This window comes from Microbacterium sp. MEJ108Y (assembly GCF_000834175.1).
GTDB classification, from domain to species: Bacteria; Actinomycetota; Actinomycetes; order Actinomycetales; family Microbacteriaceae; genus Microbacterium; species Microbacterium forte.
Genome location: NZ_JXQX01000014.1, coordinates 12,756 through 26,795 on the forward strand (window position 1 = coordinate 12,756; position 14,040 = coordinate 26,795).

At 68.0% G+C, this 14,040-nt stretch carries 14 protein-coding genes; 5 read left to right on the forward strand and 9 right to left on the reverse strand.

The window, feature by feature from the left end:
• Window positions 1-164 precede the first annotated feature (164 nt).
• On the forward strand, window positions 165-1,049 hold the full coding sequence (locus RU09_RS08945; protein ID WP_042539730.1) for an aminodeoxychorismate lyase: 885 nt from the start codon (window positions 165-167) through the stop codon (window positions 1,047-1,049).
• A gap of 76 nt (window positions 1,050-1,125) precedes the next feature.
• Here RU09_RS08945 and pstB read toward each other — a convergent pair whose 3' ends face one another.
• The 7 genes from pstB to RU09_RS08980 all read right to left on the reverse strand — a co-directional run bounded on the left by pstB (window position 1,126) and on the right by RU09_RS08980 (window position 9,306).
• A complete protein-coding gene (pstB, locus tag RU09_RS08950) occupies window positions 1,126-1,905 on the reverse strand; it encodes a phosphate ABC transporter ATP-binding protein PstB (RefSeq protein ID WP_042539732.1) in 780 nt (259 codons plus the stop codon).
• A 34-nt stretch (window positions 1,906-1,939) separates the two neighbouring features.
• The gene (gene pstA, locus RU09_RS08955) at window positions 1,940-3,043 is read right to left on the reverse strand and encodes a phosphate ABC transporter permease PstA (RefSeq protein WP_042539734.1); all 1,104 of its coding nucleotides are present in this window, start codon (window positions 3,041-3,043) and stop codon (window positions 1,940-1,942) included.
• 1 nt (window position 3,044) lies between these two features.
• Window positions 3,045-4,013, reverse strand: a complete 969-nt coding sequence (gene pstC / locus RU09_RS08960; RefSeq protein ID WP_042539737.1) for a phosphate ABC transporter permease subunit PstC — start codon at window positions 4,011-4,013, stop codon at window positions 3,045-3,047.
• 128 nt (window positions 4,014-4,141) lie between these two features.
• Window positions 4,142-5,245, reverse strand: a complete 1,104-nt coding sequence (gene pstS, locus RU09_RS08965; RefSeq protein ID WP_042539739.1) for a phosphate ABC transporter substrate-binding protein PstS — start codon at window positions 5,243-5,245, stop codon at window positions 4,142-4,144.
• 183 nt (window positions 5,246-5,428) lie between these two features.
• Window positions 5,429-6,406 carry an NUDIX hydrolase gene (locus tag RU09_RS08970; RefSeq protein WP_042539741.1) on the reverse strand — a complete coding sequence of 326 codons (978 nt, stop codon included), beginning with the start codon at window positions 6,404-6,406 and terminating at the stop codon, window positions 5,429-5,431.
• The gene (locus tag RU09_RS08975) at window positions 6,403-8,568 is read right to left on the reverse strand and encodes an RNA degradosome polyphosphate kinase (protein WP_042539743.1); all 2,166 of its coding nucleotides are present in this window, start codon (window positions 8,566-8,568) and stop codon (window positions 6,403-6,405) included. The genes RU09_RS08970 and RU09_RS08975 overlap by 4 nt, the downstream gene beginning before the upstream one ends.
• A gap of 54 nt (window positions 8,569-8,622) precedes the next feature.
• The gene (locus RU09_RS08980) at window positions 8,623-9,306 is read right to left on the reverse strand and encodes a winged helix-turn-helix transcriptional regulator (RefSeq protein WP_042539745.1); all 684 of its coding nucleotides are present in this window, start codon (window positions 9,304-9,306) and stop codon (window positions 8,623-8,625) included.
• A 72-nt stretch (window positions 9,307-9,378) separates the two neighbouring features.
• On the opposite strand from RU09_RS08980, the gene RU09_RS08985 reads away from it, so the two are divergent.
• The 3 genes from RU09_RS08985 to ygfZ all read left to right on the forward strand — a co-directional run bounded on the left by RU09_RS08985 (window position 9,379) and on the right by ygfZ (window position 11,556).
• Window positions 9,379-9,666 (forward strand): hypothetical protein, encoded by a 288-nt coding sequence (locus RU09_RS08985; protein ID WP_042539747.1) that lies wholly within the window; start codon window positions 9,379-9,381, stop codon window positions 9,664-9,666.
• Between the two features lie 164 nt (window positions 9,667-9,830).
• On the forward strand, window positions 9,831-10,433 hold the full coding sequence (locus tag RU09_RS08995; protein ID WP_042539751.1) for an FABP family protein: 603 nt from the start codon (window positions 9,831-9,833) through the stop codon (window positions 10,431-10,433).
• Between the two features lies 1 nt (window position 10,434).
• Window positions 10,435-11,556: a CAF17-like 4Fe-4S cluster assembly/insertion protein YgfZ gene (gene ygfZ / locus RU09_RS09000; protein ID WP_042539752.1), complete on the forward strand. Its 1,122-nt coding sequence runs from the start codon at window positions 10,435-10,437 to the stop codon at window positions 11,554-11,556.
• 38 nt (window positions 11,557-11,594) lie between these two features.
• Here ygfZ and RU09_RS09005 read toward each other — a convergent pair whose 3' ends face one another.
• Window positions 11,595-12,419 carry a class I SAM-dependent methyltransferase gene (locus tag RU09_RS09005; RefSeq protein ID WP_042539753.1) on the reverse strand — a complete coding sequence of 275 codons (825 nt, stop codon included), beginning with the start codon at window positions 12,417-12,419 and terminating at the stop codon, window positions 11,595-11,597.
• 60 nt (window positions 12,420-12,479) lie between these two features.
• Between RU09_RS09005 and RU09_RS09010 the strand changes: the two genes are divergently transcribed.
• Window positions 12,480-13,229 (forward strand): phosphoglyceromutase, encoded by a 750-nt coding sequence (locus RU09_RS09010; protein WP_042539756.1) that lies wholly within the window; start codon window positions 12,480-12,482, stop codon window positions 13,227-13,229.
• Between the two features lie 63 nt (window positions 13,230-13,292).
• On the opposite strand, the gene phoU is transcribed toward RU09_RS09010, so the two are convergent.
• A complete protein-coding gene (gene phoU, locus RU09_RS09015; protein WP_042539758.1) occupies window positions 13,293-13,991 on the reverse strand; it encodes a phosphate signaling complex protein PhoU in 699 nt (232 codons plus the stop codon).
• Window positions 13,992-14,040 lie beyond the last annotated feature (49 nt).

The following is a 14,040-nucleotide window of genomic DNA, read 5'->3' on the forward strand; positions in this document are numbered from 1 at the left end:
TCTCGTCGGGCGCCGTGCCCGCATGAAAAGACCGGGCCGCAAAAACGCCTCTCGGCGGAAGGCCGCTCGCAGCGGCAAAAATTGGAGCCCGGGGTTATGCGGCCCGGCCACTCCAGTGTAACAAGTTCGCGCTGAAGCTATTCCCGGGGCTCTAGGCTCGGATCATGACACGGCGCTTTGCTCTGATGATCGATCCTGCGGCGGCCGACGTCGCCCGCTCCGACTTCGCAGACACGTTCACCCTCGTGGATGCGGCCGCACCGGCGCTGAGCGTGGGGGAGCTGAGCACGCAGCGCGGCGACGGGGTGTTCGAGTCGATCGGCGTGATCGACGGGCATGCGCAGGAGGTCGTGCCGCACCTCGAGAGGCTCGCGCACTCGGCGCAGCTGTGCGACCTGCCGCTCCCCAATCAGGCGCAGTGGCACCAGGCCATCGAGCGAGCGGCCGCCCACTGCGAACAGGGCGAATACGTCATCAAGCTCATCCTCAGCCGTGGGGTCGAGCACGGCCCCACACCGACCGCCTGGGTCACGGCCGCACCGGCATCCGACTTCTCGGCGGTGCGCGAGCAGGGGATCCGCGTGGTCACCCTCGACCGCGGGTACGACCTCGACGTTGCTGAGAAGGCACCGTGGCTGCTGCTCGGGGCCAAGACCCTCTCGTATGCGGTGAACATGGCGGCGCTTCGCGAAGCGCACCGACGTGGAGCTGACGACGCGATCTTCCTCTCGCGTGACGGCTTCGTGCTCGAGGCGCCGACCGCGTCGCTGATCCTGCGCTTCGGCGAGCGTTTCGTGACGCCGGCGCCCAACGGCGGCATCCTGCACGGTACGACACAGCTCAGCGTCTACGAGCACCTCACCGCGCGCGGATTCGTCGCCGAGTATGCGCAGGTGCCGGCATCCGATCTGTCGCGTGCTGACGCCGCCTGGCTCGTCTCCAGCGTCCGCCTCGCCGCCCCGATCACCGCCGTGGACGGGGTCGAGCTGCCCGTCGATCGCGCGCTCACGGCCGAGCTCAACGACTACCTCCTCTCGCCCCGAGACTGAGGCGCGCCCGGTCGCAGGACCGAGAGAGGGCCCGACGCCGAAGCGCCGGGCCCTCTCTCGGTCCGAGACCGGTTGCTTATCCGAAGCGTCCCGAGACGTAGTCCTCGGTCGCCTGCACCGACGGGGTGGTGAACATCGTGCGGGTGTCGTCGTACTCGATGAGCTTGCCGGGCTTGCCGGTGCCGGCGATGTTGAAGAATGCGGTCCGGTCGGACACGCGGCTCGCCTGCTGCATGTTGTGCGTCACGATGACGACGGTGTACTCCGACTTGATCTCGGCGATGAGCTCCTCGATCGCGAAGGTCGAGATCGGGTCGAGCGCCGAGCAGGGCTCGTCCATCAGGATCACGTCGGGGGAGACGGCGATGGCACGCGCGATGCACAGACGCTGCTGCTGGCCGCCCGAGAGACCCGAACCGGGGCGGTCGAGGCGGTCCTTGACCTCGTTCCAGAGGTTCGCGCCACGCAGGGACTTCTCGACGAGAGCATCCTGATCGCTCTTCGCCATGCGCGTGTTGTTGAGCTTGACGCCCGCGAGCACGTTCTCCTTGATCGACATGGTGGGGAACGGGTTGGGACGCTGGAAGACCATGCCGACCTGACGGCGCACCAGCACGGGGTCGACGCCGGCGCCGTAGAGGTTCTTGCCGTCGATCAGCACTTCTCCCTCGACACGCGCGCCGGGGATGACCTCGTGCATGCGGTTGAGGGTGCGCAGGAACGTGGACTTGCCGCAGCCGGACGGGCCGATGAACGCCGTGACGGTGTTGGGCTTGATCTCGATGCTGACGCCTTCGACGGCGAGGAAGTCGCTGTAGTAGACGTTGAGGTCGTTGACTTCGATGCTCTTGGACACGTGTGATCCTTCTTCTTCAGTCGGGAAAGACGGCTCAGCGGCCGTTGATCTTGGGGGCGAACACCTTGGCGATGATCCTGGCCAGCAGGTTCAGCACCATCACGATGACGATCAGGGTGAGGGCGGCGGCCCAGGCCCTGTCGAGGTAGGCATCGACGGGGATGCCGGGGTACTTGGCCTGCATGTACGAGAACACGGGCAGCGTCGCCATCTGCCCGCTGAACATGTTCAGGTTCATGCCCTGCACGATGCCGACCGTGAGCAGCAGCGGCGCGGTCTCGCCGATCACGCGTGAGATGGCGAGCATGATGCTGGTCAGGATTCCGGCGATGGCGGTCGGCAGGACGACCTTGATGATCGTCAGCCACTTCGGCACACCGAGCGCGTATGCGGCCTCTCGGAGCTCGTTCGGGACGATCCGCAGGAGTTCCTCGGAACCGCGCACGACCACGGGGATCATCAGCACCGAGAGGGCGAGCGAGCCCATGATGCCCATGCGGGTGCCGGGGCCGACGATCAGCGAGAAGACGGAGTAGATGAACAGACCGGCGACGATCGACGGGATGCCCGTCATGACGTCGACGAGGAACGTGATGCCGCGGGCGAGCTTGCGTCCCTCTCCGTACTCGACGAGGTAGATCGAGGTCATCAGACCGATCGGCACCGAGATGATCGTGGCGCCCAGCGTGATGAGGAGCGTGCCCCAGATGGCGTGCACCGCGCCGCCGCCTTCGCCGACGATGTTGCGCATCGAGAAGCTGAAGAACTCGCCGTCGAACCGCATGAGGCCGTTGACGACCACGGTGTACAGCAGCGAGATGAGCGGGAGGAGCGCGACGACGAAGGCGCCGGACACCAGCGCCGTCATGAGGCGGTCGATCGCGTGGCGACGGCTCTCGACCACGGTGGAGATCACGAAGATCAGAACCATGTAGAAGATGAGGCCGACGACGAGGGTGAGTGCGATGTTGAAGTCGGCGGGGTCGTTGCCCGCGTTGACGAAGGCGAAGATCGTGGCCGACACCACGAAGGCGGCCAGCAGCAGCGCCCAGGGTGCCCACCGGGGAAGATGACCTGCCGACGTGCTGTGCACCGGAGCGGCGACGGATGACGGCGAGGGCGTGAGGGTGGCGGTCATGTCAGTTGGCTCCCGAGAACTCAGCACGGCGCGAGACGATCCAGCGGGCCACGAAGTTGACCGCGAAGGTGACGATGAAGAGGATCAGACCCGCCGCGATGAGCGTGTTGACGCCCTCGTCGTGGGCCTCGGGGAACCGCAGCGCGATGATCGCGGGGATCGTCGTCGGGTTCTCCGGGTTGATCAGGTTGAACGTGACGATGCCGAGAGGCGAGAGCACGAGGGTCACGGCCATGGTCTCGCCGAGCGCGCGTCCGAGGCCGAGCATGGCGCCCGACACCATTCCGCTGCGTGCGAAGGGCAGGACGGCCATGCGGACCATCTCCCAGCGGGTGGCCCCGAGCGCGAGCGCCGCCTCCTCGTGGAGCTTCGGCGTCTGCAGGAACACCTCGCGGCAGATCGCGGTCATGATCGGCAGGATCATGACGGCGAGCACGAGGGATGCGGTGAGGATCGTCTTTCCCGTGCCCGAGGGCGTGCCGCTGAAGATCGGGATCCAGCCGAGGTTCTCGTTGAGCCACTTGTAGAAGGGCACGAGCATCGGGGCGAAGGTGAGGGCTCCCCAGAGGCCGAAGACGACCGACGGGACCGCCGCGAGCAGGTCGATGATGTAGCCGAGGAACCCGGCGAGGCGCCGCGGGGCGTAGTGCGAGATGAACAGCGCGATGCCGATAGCGATGGGAGCGGCGATCACGAGGGCGATGAAGCTCGACCACAGCGTTCCGAAGACGAACGGCCAGACCCAGGACAGGAACGACTGACCCTCGAGGATGTGGTTGCCGCTCGTGTCTCCCGAGAGCGCGGGGATCGACTGCACGATGAGGAACAGGGCCACGGCGGCGAGCGTGACGAGGATGATGATTCCCGCGGCCAGCGCGGTGCCCGAGAAGACGAGGTCTCCCCGTCGACGCAGCTTGGGGGGTGTCCCGGCTGAACGGGTGGTATCGGGACCCGTTGTGGTTGTGGACATCGGAGCGACTCCAGGCTCTGAGGGACTTTCGGGGGTTTTCATGCGGGTGCCCCCGGGTGTCGGTCGAGTCCTCTCGACCGACACCCGGGGGCGTCGGACCGGGGCTCAGCGGTGGGCTGAGCCTTCGGTCACTCCGTGACGATCGCGTCGATCGCGGTGCTGATCTGGTCGCGCAGGCTGTCCGAGATCGGCGCGCTGCCCGCGGCCTCGGCTGCGGCATCCTGACCCTCGGCCGATGCGACGTACTGGAAGTACGCCTTCACGAGGCCGGCGGTCTCGGCGTCGTCGTACTCGACGCAGCCGATGAGGTAGGACACGAGTGCGATCGGGTACGAGCCGGCGGGTGCGGCGGCCGGGTCGACGGCGAACGCGAGGTCGTGGTCCGAGCGGCCCTCCTCGAGCGGCGACGCCTCGACGAGCGCGGCCGCGGCGTCTGCCGAGTAGGGGACGTACTCGCCCTCGACCTCGACGGCGACCTGTCCGAGCTCGGAGGTGCGCGACGCGTCGGCGAAGCCGATGTAGCCGGAGCCGTTGGTGATCGCGTCGACGACGCCCGAGGTGCCGTCGCCGGCCTCGCCGGTCTGCAGCGGCCACTCGTCGCTGGGCTCGTAGGTCCACACGTCGGGGGCGACGGCGCTGAGGTACTTGGTGAACGTCTCCTGCGTGCCCGAGGGGTCGGAGCGGTGCACGGTCACGATGGCCTGGTCGGGCAGTTCGACGCCCTCGTTCTGCGAGGCGATCGCGTCGTCGTTCCACTTCGTGATGGTGCCCGCGAAGATCTTGGCGATGGTCTCGCCGTCGAGGTTCAGCTCGTCGACGCCCTCGAGGTTGAACGCGACGGCGACGGGGGAGATGTAGACGGGGATCTCGACGATCTCGTCGGAGGCGCACGAGCCGAAGCCGCCCGCGGCGAGCTCGTCGGCGTTGAACGCGCGGTCGGAGCCGATGAAGTTCGACGAACCGGCGATGAAGTTCTCGCGGCCGGTGCCCGAACCCGTCGCGGTGTAGTTCACCGTGGTGTCGGGGTTGGCGGTCTGGAATGCGGCGACCCAGGACTGCTGGGCTGCTTCCTGCGAGGAGGCTCCGGTGGCCTCGATGGTGCCGGAGAGAGTGGATTCGCTCGGCGCGTCGGTGGTTCCGCCGGTTCCGCCTTCGTTCGCGGCACAGCCGGCGAGGGCGAGAGCGGCCACGGCGCCGACGGCGCCGATACGTGCGATTCGGGAGATCTTCACTGTGGATCCTTCGATCTTTGATGTGGTGGGGCCCGGTGCAGGGCACACAGTGACGCTATGTGCGGCGGTTAACGAGACTCTCCCGCGCAGGTGAACGGCAGGTGAACGGCGCGCGTCTCTCTGGGGCATGCGAAAGGCCGCATCCGTTGACGGATGCGGCCTTTCGTCGTCTTTCGCAGCGCGCTAGACCTTGGGGATGTGCGTCTCGATCGCGATGATCCCCGACCCCGGGTTGGAGGCCGAGAGGTGCGCGACCGAGAAGGCGGCCGGTTCGAGGTCGGCCGCGCTGCTGACATAGGAGCCGCGGACGGTTCCGGTGGCCAGGGCGATCTCGGTCAGGATTCCCGGGAGCACAGGGCCATGGCTGCACAGCACTGCCGGCTTGCCCGACCGCACGCGGCGACCGACGATCGAACGCAGATCGTCTTCGCCGTCCTCCCACGCGTCCTGACTGATCTTCGGCGTGGTGACGGTCTTCCGATCGAGGGCCTTCGCGAGCGGGGTCACGGTCTGCATGCAGCGCACGGCATCACTCGTGATGATCTTGCGCACGCCGAAGGCCCGCAGCGGGCCGACGATCGACTTCGCCTGATTCAGGCCTCGATCGGTCAGAGGACGTTCGGCATCCGCTCCGTCCCAGTCGCCGCGCGAGAGCGCCTTCGCGTGGCGCAGGGCGATGATCGGGAACGTGCGCAGCACGCCGTCATCGACGAGCTGAGCGAAGAAGTCGAGGATCTCGATGTCGACCGGGTAGCTCAGCCGGTCGCGCGCCTTCTTGACGCTGACCCATTCGAGCGCGGCGATCTCGCGATTCGGCACGAACGTCGAGGCGCGGATCGCGTCGGACGTGGCCTCGGCCGCCCAGTAGTGCACGACCTTCTGCTTGCTGGAGGGCAGATGGTAGCGGCTCACACCGACGGGGACTCCGAGCGAGACGCGGATGCCGGTCTCTTCGTGCACCTCCCGCACAGCCGTCTCGGCGAGCATCTCACCGGGGTCGACCTTGCCCTTGGGAAGCGTGACGTCGCGGTATTTGGTGCGATGGATCAGAAGGATCCGCAGCTTGCCGTCGATGAGTCGCCAGACGACCGCGCCGGCCGCGTACACGGCCTTGTCCGTCCACTTCGACCGTGCTGCTCTGGTGCTCGAATCGTCGTTCATCGAACCGCCCGTGCGCGACGGCGTCGCTGGACCAACCCCATGGTCTTGTCCTGCAGGTCGATGAGCGGCTTGCCTGCGGCATCCGTGGCGTGCCGGGTCCAGACGCCGTCGGCGCCGAGGTGCCACGAGGTGGTTCCTGGGTCCATGGCGAGGTCGAAGAAGTCGAGCAGGTCCTTCATGTGACCGGGGTCGGTGACGCGCACCAGCGCCTCGACGCGGCGGTCGAGGTTGCGGTGCATCATGTCGGCGCTGCCGATGTACACCTGCGCGTCGCCGTCGTTGTGGAACGCGAAGATGCGCGAGTGCTCGAGGTAACGACCGAGGATGCTGCGGACGGTGATGTTGTCGCTGATCCCCTCGAGGTCGGTGCGCAGACTGCAGATGCCTCGCACCCACACGTCGACCTTCACGCCGGCGGCGCTCGCGCGGTACAGGGCGTCGATGACCTCTTCGTCGACCATCGAGTTCACCTTGATGCGGATGCTCGCCGGCTTGCCGTTCTCGGCATTGCGGCGCTCGTGGTCGATCTGGCGCACGAGGCCCTTCCGCAGGTGGAGCGGCGCGACGAGCAAGCGCTTGAACTTCTTCTCGATCGCGTATCCGCTGAGCTCGTTGAACAGGCGCGTGAGATCCTTGCCGACCTGGGCGTCGGTGGTGAACAGCCCGAAGTCCTCATAGATGCGGCTGGTCTTCGGGTTGTAGTTGCCCGTGCCGATGTGCGAGTAGTGACGCAGCACCCCGTCTTCCTCACGGATGACGAGCGCGAGCTTGCAGTGGGTCTTGAGTCCGACGAGGCCGTAGACGACGTGGACGCCCGCCTTCTCGAGCTTGCGCGCCCAGACGATGTTGTTCGCCTCGTCGAAGCGGGCCTTGACCTCGACCAGCGCCAGCACCTGCTTTCCCGCTTCGGCGGCGTCGATCAGCGCCTCGACGATCGGGCTGTCGCCCGAGGTGCGGTAGAGAGTCTGCTTGATCGCGAGCACGTGCGGGTCGCGCGCCGCCTGCTCGAGGAACGAGACGACGCTCGTGGTGAACGACTCGTACGGGTGGTGCACGAGCACGTCCGACTTGCGGATCGCCTTGAAGATGTCGGCTCGGGTGTTGCTCCCGGTCGGCTGGAAGGCGACCGCCGTGGTCGGAAGATGCGGCGGGTAGCGGAGATCCGGGCGATCGATGCGCGACAGGTCGAAGAGACCTCGGAGGTCGAGCGGTCCGGGGAGTCGATAGATCTCCTGGTCGGTGATCTCGAGCTCGCGCACGAGGAGGTCCATCGTGACCTCGTCCATGTCGTCGGTGATCTCGAGGCGGATCGGCGGACCGAAGCGGCGGCGGAGCAGCTCGGCCTCGAGCGCCTGGATGAGGTTCTCGCTCTCGTCCTCCTCGATCTCCACATCCTCGTTGCGGGTGAGGCGGAAGGCGTGGTGGTCGAGGACCTCCATGCCCGGGAAGAGATCGCCGAGGTGGTTCGCGATGAGCTCTTCGAGCGTGAGGAAGCGCTTGATCTCGCCGGAGCCCGGAACCTCGACGAATCGGGGAAGCATGGGCGGCACCTTGAGGCGCGCAAACTCCTGACGCCCGGTGCGGGCGTTGCGGATGCGGATGGCGAGGTTCAGCGACAGCCCGGAGATGTACGGGAACGGGTGCGCCGGGTCGACCGCGAGCGGCATCAGCACGGGGAACACCTGGGCGCCGAAGTACTCGGAGAGCTTGGCTCGCTCCTCGTCGGTGAGCTCGGCCCACTCGGTGATCTCGATGCCGGACTCGGCCAGCGCCGGACGCACGAGCGACTTCCAGGCGTCGGCGTGACGCAGCTGCAGCGCGTGCGCCTCACGGGCGATGTCGGCGAGGGCGTCGGCGGGGGAGCGGCCGATGTTGGTGGGCACCGCCAGACCGGTCAGGATGCGGCGCTTGAGTCCGGCGACGCGCACCATGAAGAACTCGTCGAGGTTGCTCGCGAAGATGGCGAGGAAGTTCGCACGCTCGAGTTCGGGGAGCGACGGATCCTCCGCGAGTTCGAGCACGCGCTGGTTGAAAGCGAGCCAGCTCAGCTCGCGATCGTGGTAGCGGTGGTCGGGGAGGAGCGAGTCGGGGGACTCGACGGCATCGAAGTCGTCATCTTCAGCGTCACCGAGACCTGCGTCGGCGAGTGCGGGATCGATCATGGGGTACATCTAAGCACCGTGAGGTGACGCGCGTGTGAACTGACGGTGCGTGCGTCACCGCGATGCGGCGACCGTCTCCTCGTCGTACACGTTGAATCGGTAGCCGACGTTGCGGACCGTGCCGATGATCTGCTCCTGGTCGCCCAGCTTCGCCCGCAGGCGTCGCACGTGCACATCGACGGTTCTGGTGCCGCCGAAGTAGTCGTAGCCCCACACCTCGCTGAGCAGCTGCTCGCGCGTGAACACCCGCGACGGGTGCGTGGCGAGGAAGTGCAGGAGCTGGAACTCCTTGTACGTGAGGTCCAGCGGGCGCCCTCTGAGCTTCGCCGAATACGACTGCTCGTCGATCGTGACGCCGGAGGCCTGCACGCGCGTCGGCTCTGCGACCTCGTCCCGGCGGGCGAGGGCGAGCCGCACGCGGGCATCGGTCTCGGCCGGGCCGGCGGTGGCGAGGAGCACGTCGTCGATGCCCCAGTCTCCGGACAGCGCGCTCATCCCGCCCTCCGTCACGACGAGCAGCAGCGGCGCATCCTGACCGGTGGCTCGCAGCAGGCGGCAGAGCGACTTCGCGCCGACGAGGTCGAGACGCCCGTCGACGATCACGATGTCGTATTCGGGGGCGCTCACGAGTTGGGCGGGCTCGGCCGGGATCTGGCGCACTCGATGGCTGAGGAGCTCGAGTGCGGGCAGGACCTGCTCCGAGACCGGAGCATTGGTCAACACCAGGACCTGGGCCACACGCACTCCTTCCGGACGGCGGGGTACGCCGTGCCGCAATGATACCGGGCGCCGATGGGTCACAATGGAGTCATGACGGATCCAGCGCTCGCACCGCGTAATGCTTTCGTCGGCGTGCTCATCGTCTGGGCGGTCGCCTTCGTCGCCTCGATCGGCGTGGGCATCTTCGTCGCCGAGGAGTGGCGAGTGCCGTGGCTGCTCGTGGTCTTCGGCGCGATCGTGCTCCTCTCCTTCGCCGTGCAGCTGCAGTACGGGCGCACGCAGGGCTTCATCTTCCGCGTGGGTGCCAGCACCATCGGCGCCTTGCTGCTGATGGGCGTGATCTCGGTCGGCTTCGGCCTCGCCGCTCTCGTCACCTGATCAGCGGACGAGACACCCGGCCTGCTGGAGGGTAAAGTGGAGGCCATGGACCTCATGGCGCTCGAACTCTTCTTCATCGGCCTTCTGGGCCTGGCGAGCCTCGCGATCGCCTTCGTCTCGGTCGTCGTGCTGCGGAACCTCTTCCGCGGCCAGCGCTGAGCATCGTGCTCGAGCTGCCCACCGATCTCTCGGCCGACCTCGCGCCGCTCTCGTGGCTGATCGGCGTCTGGGAGGGCACCGGGGTCATCGACTATCCGGTCGGCGACGACCGTCTGCAGGGCGAGTTCACCCACCGGGTGAGCTTCAGCCATGACGGCGGTCCCTTCCTGAACTACTCCGCGACGGCGATTATGGCGGGCGAAGACGGCGCCGTCTCGATCCCGCTCGTCGCCGAGAGCGGCTACTGGCGTCTGTCCCGGCCGGCCTCCGACTCCGACGCCGGCCCCGCACTGCTGCCGCCGCGCGCCGAGCAGGTCGTGCGCAGCGTCGACGACGTGGAGGAACTGCGCGCTCCCTCAGGCGGCTTCCCGATCGAGGTCTCGATCGCCCACGCCGACGGGACGCTCGAGCTCTACCTCGGCGAGATCAACGGTCCGCGTATCGACATCGCGTCCGACGCCATCGTGCGCGGAGCCGGGGCCAAGGAGTACGGCGCAGCCACGCGGATGTACGGCCTGGTCGACAACCACCTTCTCTGGGCCTGGGACATCGCGGCTCTCGGCACGCCGATGCGGTCTCACGCCTCCGCTCGACTCGCGAAGGTCTGACATGACCGGATTCACCGACCTCCCGGGAGCTGTGATCGCCGAGCACGGGATCGCGCACTTCGGCGACGCCTTCCGCGAGCAGCGTCGTCTCGCAGACGGCGCGGCCCTGGTTCCGCTCGACGACCGGACGGTCATCGAAGTCGCCGGTCCCGAACGGCTGGGGTGGCTGGACTCGATCACCTCTCAGTCCGTGGGGCGACTCGCTGCCGGCGAGAGCACGGAGCTGCTGGTGCTCGACCCTCAGGGGCGCGTCGAGCACGCGGCAGGGGTCGTCGACGACGGCTCGTCGACCTGGCTGATCGCCGACACCGACGACGCGGAGGCACTCGCGACCTGGCTGACGCGCATGAAGTTCCGCACCCAGGCGACCGTGGCTGTGCGCCCCGATCTGGCGTTGCTCGGCTTCGTCGACGGTGGCGCGGCGGCTGAGCGGGCGACTGCTGCCGCATCCGCTCCGTCCGGCGCTCCGCTGATCTGGGCCGACCCCTGGCAGCGCGTGAGCGCGGGTGGTCATCAGTACGCCGAGGTCACCGATCACCCGGGCGCAGAGCTCGCGTGGAGGGTGGCGATCGCGACGACGGACGCCGCTGACGCGCTCGCCGCGACCCTGTCGTCCGAAGAGGTGGCAGGGCTCCTCGCCGCCGAGGCACTGCGCGTCGCCGCCTGGCGTCCGCGGTGGTCGGCCGAGGTCGACGAGCGCTCGCTGCCCCACGAATCGGACTGGATCCGCACCGCGGTGCACCTGAACAAGGGGTGCTACCGCGGCCAGGAGACGGTGGCCAAGGTGCACAACCTCGGACACCCGCCTCGCAGGCTCGCGGCGCTGCACCTCGACGGCAGCGAGGCGGTGCTGCCGGCAGTCGGCGATGCGGTCTTCGCCGGCGACGGCGAGGTGGGGCACATCACCTCCGTCGCCAGACACCATGAAGACGGCCCGATCGCGCTCGCGATCCTGTCTCGTCGCACACCGGTGGGCGATCTCGTCGTCCGAGCCGAGGGCGCCGACATCGCCGCGACCCAGCAGGTCATCGTGCCGGCGGATGCGGGTGCCATGGCCGACATCCCGCGCCTCACCCGGCTGTCCCGTCGCCCCAGTGCCCCGGATCCCCGTCAGGCGGGCTGAGCGAGGCGTGCAGGGCCCACCCGTCAGGGAAGCACCCGTCAGGGGAGCGGAGCCACCGCATCCCAGGGGAGCGTGAGCTCGCCCAGTCGCCACCTGGTCTTGCCGCCCAGCACCGGCCACCCCTGATCCCGGAGCGCCGCGACCGCGGCCAGGAACCGCTGCGTCGCGCCGAAAGTCGACAGCGGTGCTGCACGGTCCCATTCGCGGTCGAGGTCGACGAGCAGGGAGTGGATCCGCTCGCCAGGCACGTTGCGGTGGATGAGAGCCTTCGGCAGGCGCTCTGCGACGATGCTCGGATGTTCGAGGTCGGCGAGTCGGAGCGAGATCGTGAATCGCAGCGGCGCCCCCGTCGGGCCCACGTCGACCCAGCTCGACACGCGCCCGATCTCATCGCAGGTGCCTTCGACCAGAAGCCCGTCACGAGACAGCCGAGTCGACATGGTGCGCCAGGCGCTCGCGACGTCGCCCTCGTCGTACTGCCGCAGCACGTTCATGGCCCGGATCACTGCGGGTCGGCGTCCGGCCGGCAGCGGCACCTCGAACCCTCCACGGGCGAACGAGACTCGAAGGTCGGGTGAGAAGGGCGTGCGCGCAGCCCGCACCTCGGCGAGCTGGCGGTTCGCGGTGGCCACTCGCTCCGGATCGATCTCGAGGCCACGCACCTCGGCATCCGCGCGGACGCGCTGCAGACGGGTCGCGAGCTCGAACGCCGTCACGCCGCTGGCGCCGTAGCCGAGGTCGATCACCAGCGGGTCTTCGGCTCGGCGGAACGCGGGGCTCGCCGCGATCCATCGATCGTTGCGGCGCAGCCGGTTCGTCCCGGTTGTGCCGCGGGTCGGCCGACCGAGAGGAGATGACGCCATGCGTCAATCCTCGCAGGGCACGGGCGTGGACGCGTCGAGCTGCGCCGATAAACTGACGTCATGACTTCGAAGCGCACCCTGATCCTGCTCCGTCACGGCCGGAGCGAGTGGAACGAACTGAACCTGTTCACCGGCTGGGTGGACGTCCGCCTCAACGAGCAGGGAAAGAAGGAGGCTCAGCGCGGCGGCGAGCTGCTGGCCGAGGCCGGCATCCTTCCCGACGTGCTGCACACCTCTCTGCTCAGCCGTGCGATCCAGACCGCGAACATCGCGCTCGACGCAGCCGACCGCCTGTGGATTCCCGTGACGCGCTCGTGGCGCCTCAACGAGCGTCACTACGGCGCCCTGCAGGGCAAGGACAAGGCGCAGACCCTCGAGGAGTTCGGCCCTGAACAGTTCCAGCTCTGGCGTCGCTCGTTCGACGTGCCGCCGCCCCTGCTCGACGATGAGAGCGAGTTCAGCCAGGTCGGCGATGTGCGATACGCCGACATCGACGGCGAGGTGCCCCGCACCGAGTCGCTGAAGCTCGTGATCGACCGTCTGCTGCCGTACTGGAACGACGCGATCGTCCCCGACCTCGAGGCCGGCAAGACGGTTCTCGTCACCGCCCACGGCAACTCGCTGCGCGGCCTGGTGAAGCACCTCGAGGGCATCAGCGACGACGACATCGCCGAACTCAACATCCCCACCGGCATTCCGCTGGTCTACGAGCTCGACGAGAACAACGTCCCGACCGGCCCCGGTCGTTACCTCGACCCCGAGGCCGCTGCCGCAGGCGCCGCCGCCGTGGCTGCGCAGGGCAAGAAGTAGCACCGGACGACGAAGGGGGCGGATGCTGTCAGCATCCGCCCCCTTCTTCTCTGTCGTGACGCCTCAGGCGTGACCGAACTCGCGCTGCTGCTCGGCCGCGAGGGGGATGTCCTCCTCTTCGACGCGCCAGTCACCGGTCGCGAGGTACACGACCTTCTTGGCGACGGCGACGGCGTGGTCGGCGAAGCGCTCGTGGTAGCGGCTGGCGAGCGTGGCGTCGACCGTCGCGGTCGCCTCGCCCTTCCAGTTGTCGCTGAGCACCTTCTCGAACACGCTGGCGTGCAGCTCGTCGATGTCATCGTCGGTGTTGCGGATGGTGTCGGCCAGGCGCAGGTCCTGGGTGCGCAGCAGCTCCGAGAGAGTGCGCGAGATCTCGACGTCGAGCTCGCCCATCTTGGTGAAGGTGCCCTTGAGACCCTTCGGGATCGCGCGCTCCGGGAAGCGGAGGCGAGCGAGCTGGGCGATGTGCTCTGACATGTCGCCCATGCGCTCGAGCGAGGCGCTGACACGCAGCGCGATCACCACGATGCGCAGGTCGCGGGCGACGGGCTGCTGACGGGCGAGGATCTCGATGGCCTGCTCGTCGAGCTTGACCGCCAGCTCGTCGATCTTCGCGTCGTCGGCGATGACCTCTTCGGCGAGCTCGACGTCGCTGGTGGCGAACGCACGCGTCGCCTTGTCGATCGAGACCGTGACGAGGTCGGCGATCTCCACGAGACGGGACTGCAGGTCCTCGAGGGACTGGTGGAAGACTTCGCGCATGTGGGCGCAACCTTTCATTCGGGTCTCGACTGTGGTGACAGCGCGAGAC

Bases quoted from the DNA above. Each gene is read 5' to 3' on its own strand.
- RU09_RS08970 (WP_042539741.1), bottom strand. From the start codon at position 6,406: ATGAACGACGATTCGAGCACCAGAGCAGCACGGTCGAAGTGGACGGAC.
- RU09_RS08985 (WP_042539747.1), top strand. From the start codon at position 9,379: ATGACGGATCCAGCGCTCGCACCGCGTAATGCTTTCGTCGGCGTGCTC.
- RU09_RS09005 (WP_042539753.1), bottom strand. From the start codon at position 12,419: ATGGCGTCATCTCCTCTCGGTCGGCCGACCCGCGGCACAACCGGGACG.
- phoU (WP_042539758.1), bottom strand. From the start codon at position 13,991: ATGCGCGAAGTCTTCCACCAGTCCCTCGAGGACCTGCAGTCCCGTCTC.
- RU09_RS09010 (WP_042539756.1), top strand. From the start codon at position 12,480: ATGACTTCGAAGCGCACCCTGATCCTGCTCCGTCACGGCCGGAGCGAG.
- pstA (WP_042539734.1), bottom strand. From the start codon at position 3,043: ATGACCGCCACCCTCACGCCCTCGCCGTCATCCGTCGCCGCTCCGGTG.
- RU09_RS08975 (WP_042539743.1), bottom strand. From the start codon at position 8,568: ATGATCGATCCCGCACTCGCCGACGCAGGTCTCGGTGACGCTGAAGAT.
- ygfZ (WP_042539752.1), top strand. From the start codon at position 10,435: ATGACCGGATTCACCGACCTCCCGGGAGCTGTGATCGCCGAGCACGGG.
- RU09_RS08945 (WP_042539730.1), top strand. From the start codon at position 165: ATGACACGGCGCTTTGCTCTGATGATCGATCCTGCGGCGGCCGACGTC.
- pstC (WP_042539737.1), bottom strand. From the start codon at position 4,013: ATGTCCACAACCACAACGGGTCCCGATACCACCCGTTCAGCCGGGACA.